The organism is Streptomyces sp. SID4985 (assembly GCF_009863025.1).
Taxonomy (GTDB): domain Bacteria; phylum Actinomycetota; class Actinomycetes; order Streptomycetales; family Streptomycetaceae; genus Streptomyces.
Genome location: NZ_WWIR01000337.1, coordinates 1 through 3,081 on the forward strand (window position 1 = coordinate 1; position 3,081 = coordinate 3,081).

At 68.6% G+C, this 3,081-nt stretch carries 2 protein-coding genes; one reads left to right on the top strand and one right to left on the bottom strand.

Annotated features, from left to right (window positions below):
* Positions 1-145: 145 nt before the first annotated feature.
* Positions 146-1,639, bottom strand: coding sequence for a 30S ribosomal protein S1 (gene rpsA / locus GTW40_RS14310; RefSeq protein WP_161180557.1), 1,494 nt, complete (start codon positions 1,637-1,639; stop codon positions 146-148).
* A gap of 391 nt (positions 1,640-2,030) precedes the next feature.
* Between rpsA and GTW40_RS14315 the strand changes: the two genes are divergently transcribed.
* The gene (locus GTW40_RS14315; RefSeq protein ID WP_161180558.1) at positions 2,031-2,843 is read left to right on the top strand and encodes a class I SAM-dependent methyltransferase; all 813 of its coding nucleotides are present in this window, start codon (positions 2,031-2,033) and stop codon (positions 2,841-2,843) included.
* Positions 2,844-3,081 lie beyond the last annotated feature (238 nt).

Below are 3,081 nucleotides of genomic sequence, written 5' to 3' on the forward strand. Positions count from 1 at the left end.
AGGGGCGCGGGGAACTGCGCGACAAGCCACAACGCACCCGCACCCGCACCCGAAAACGCACCCGAAAACGCAAAAACGCCTGAGGACCCGCACCTCGAAAGGTACGGGCCCTCAGACTTACCTGCTAAGCCTCAGCGGCGAGCGTTCAGCTCTGGCCGCCCGCCAGCTTCTCCCGCAGCGCGGCAAGCGCCTCGTCGGAAGCCAGGGCACCGGACGTGTCCGCACCCTCGGAGGAGTACGAACCGCCACCGGTCGCGGCCGGAGCGGCAGCCTCGCCACCCTCGGCGGCAGCGGCCTCGTCGGCCTCGCGGGACTTGATGACCTGAGCCTGGTGCTGCTCGAAGCGCTGCTGCGCCTCGGCGTACTGGTTCTCCCAGACCTCACGCTGCGACTCGAAGCCCTCGAGCCAGTCGTTGGTCTCGGGGTCGAAGCCCTCGGGGTAGATGTAGTTGCCCTGGTCGTCGTAGGACGCGGCCATGCCGTACAGGGTCGGGTCGAACTCGACCGCCGACGGGTCGGCACCGAAGGCCTCGTTGGCCTGCTTCAGCGAGAGGCTGATGCGGCGACGCTCGAGGTCGATGTCGATGACCTTGACGAAGATCTCGTCGTTGACCTGGACGACCTGCTCCGGGATCTCCACGTGGCGCTCGGCCAGCTCGGAGATGTGGACCAGACCCTCGATGCCCTCGTCCACGCGGACGAACGCACCGAACGGAACCAGCTTCGTGACCTTACCCGGGACGACCTGGCCGATCTGGTGGGTACGGGCGAACTGCTGCCACGGGTCCTCCTGCGTCGCCTTCAGCGACAGGGAGACACGCTCGCGGTCCATGTCGACGTCGAGAACCTCGACGGTGACCTCCTGGCCGACCTCGACAACCTCGGAGGGGTGGTCGATGTGCTTCCAGGACAGCTCGGAGACGTGAACCAGACCGTCGACGCCACCCAGGTCCACGAAGGCACCGAAGTTGACGATGGAGGACACGACGCCGGAGCGGACCTGACCCTTCTGGAGGGTCGTGAGGAACGTCTGGCGGACCTCGGACTGGGTCTGCTCGAGCCAGGCGCGGCGGGACAGGACCACGTTGTTGCGGTTCTTGTCCAGCTCGATGATCTTCGCCTCGAGCTCCTTGCCCACGTAGGGCTGGAGGTCGCGGACGCGGCGCATCTCGACCAGGGAGGCCGGCAGGAAGCCACGGAGACCGATGTCGAGGATGAGACCACCCTTGACGACCTCGATGACGGTACCGGTGACGATGCCGTCTTCTTCCTTGATCTTCTCGATGGTGCCCCAGGCGCGCTCGTACTGGGCACGCTTCTTCGAGAGGATCAGGCGGCCTTCCTTGTCCTCCTTCTGGAGAACCAGGGCCTCGATCTCGTCGCCGACCTTGACGACCTCGTTCGGGTCGACGTCGTGCTTGATCGAGAGCTCGCGGCTCGGGATGACGCCTTCGGTCTTGTAACCGATGTCGAGGAGAACCTCGTCCCGGTCGACCTTGACGATGACACCGTCAACGATGTCGCCGTCGTTGAAGTACTTGATCGTCTCGTCGATCGCCGCGAGGAACGCGTCCGCGTCGCCGATGTCGTTGACCGCAACCTGCGGGGTGGTGGCGGTGGTCTCGGTGCTGCTCGTCATGTGGGAAAGGGCTCCGGTGCGGACATTGAAGTCGTAGGTACTGCTTACGCCGGGAGCCCGTTTCGCTCTGCAGAAGACCGGACAGCCAAGGAAGCGCCACTTGAGCACCGGGTGCCCGGTGGCGCCTCGAAAACCGAGGGGACATACATACAGATGCGAGCGCGACCTGCTACGTCTGAGGTACGCAGGCCCGCAGCGCAACTTGTAGCATACGGGGGCAGCCGGGCAGGGTCAATGCGCGAAGGCGCACACCCGGGGCGGATCGCCGCATTCCCGGCAGAAGAATCGTCTCAAGCGGCCGCGCAGGCCGGGGAGACCCGTTCCGTGACACTCGCCCGGCGGGTCGGTTGGACGGAAGAGTACGACGAGGGAGCCGATCATCCAAGAGCCCATGGGGCCCGATCCCGAGGGGACCGAGCCGGAAGCAACCCGCCGTGACGCGGACGTCGCGGAGAGCAGCCGCGCCAACCGCGGCTGGTGGGACCGCAACGCGGACGAGTACCAGGTCGAGCACGGCACGTTCCTCGGCGACGACCGCTTCGTATGGGGCCCGGAGGGCCTGGACGAGGTGGAGGCCGAGCTGCTCGGCGCGCCCGAGGACCTGAAGGGCCGGGACGTGCTGGAGATCGGCGCGGGTGCCGCCCAGTGCTCCCGCTGGCTGGCCGCGCAGGGCGCCCGCCCGGTGGCCCTCGACCTCTCCCACCGCCAGCTCCAGCACTCCCTGCGGATCGGCGGTTCCTTCCCGCTGGTCTGCGCGGACGCGGGAGCGCTGCCCTTCGCGGACGCCTCCTTCGACCTGGTGTGCTCGGCGTACGGCGCGCTGCCGTTCGTGGCCGATCCCCGGCTGGTGCTGCGCGAGGTGCACCGGGTGCTGCGGCCGGGCGGCCGGTTCGTGTTCTCGGTGACGCACCCGATCCGCTGGGCCTTCCCGGACGAGCCGGGGCCCGAGGGGCTCTCGGTGGCGGCGTCGTACTTCGACCGCACCCCGTACGTGGAGCAGGACGAGAACGGCCACGCCGTCTATGTGGAGCACCACCGCACGATCGGCGACCGGGTGCGCGACATCGCGACCTCCGGGTTCCGCCTGGTGGACCTGGTCGAGCCGGAGTGGCCGGCCTGGAACACCGCCGAGTGGGGCGGCTGGTCCCCCCTGCGGGGCGCGCTGATCCCGGGCACGGCGATCTTTGTGTGCGAGCGGGACTGAAACCCTCCCGGGGAGTGAAATCCCCTCACCGCGGTCGGCAACCTCTTTGCAACGGGCCGCGTACGACACTGGGGGCATGATCCGTGACGACGCCCTCGCCGCGCTGCCCGTGCGCTCCGCCCTGCCCGCCCTGACCGACGCGCTGGACGCGGGCGGCGCCGCCGTACTGGTGGCGCCGCCCGGCACCGGCAAGACGACCCTGGTGCCGCTGGTGCTGGCCGGGCTGGTGGGCGGCGGG

Bases quoted from the DNA above. Each gene is read 5' to 3' on its own strand.
- rpsA (WP_161180557.1), bottom strand. From the start codon at position 1,639: ATGACGAGCAGCACCGAGACCACCGCCACCACCCCGCAGGTTGCGGTC.
- GTW40_RS14315 (WP_161180558.1), top strand. From the start codon at position 2,031: ATGGGGCCCGATCCCGAGGGGACCGAGCCGGAAGCAACCCGCCGTGAC.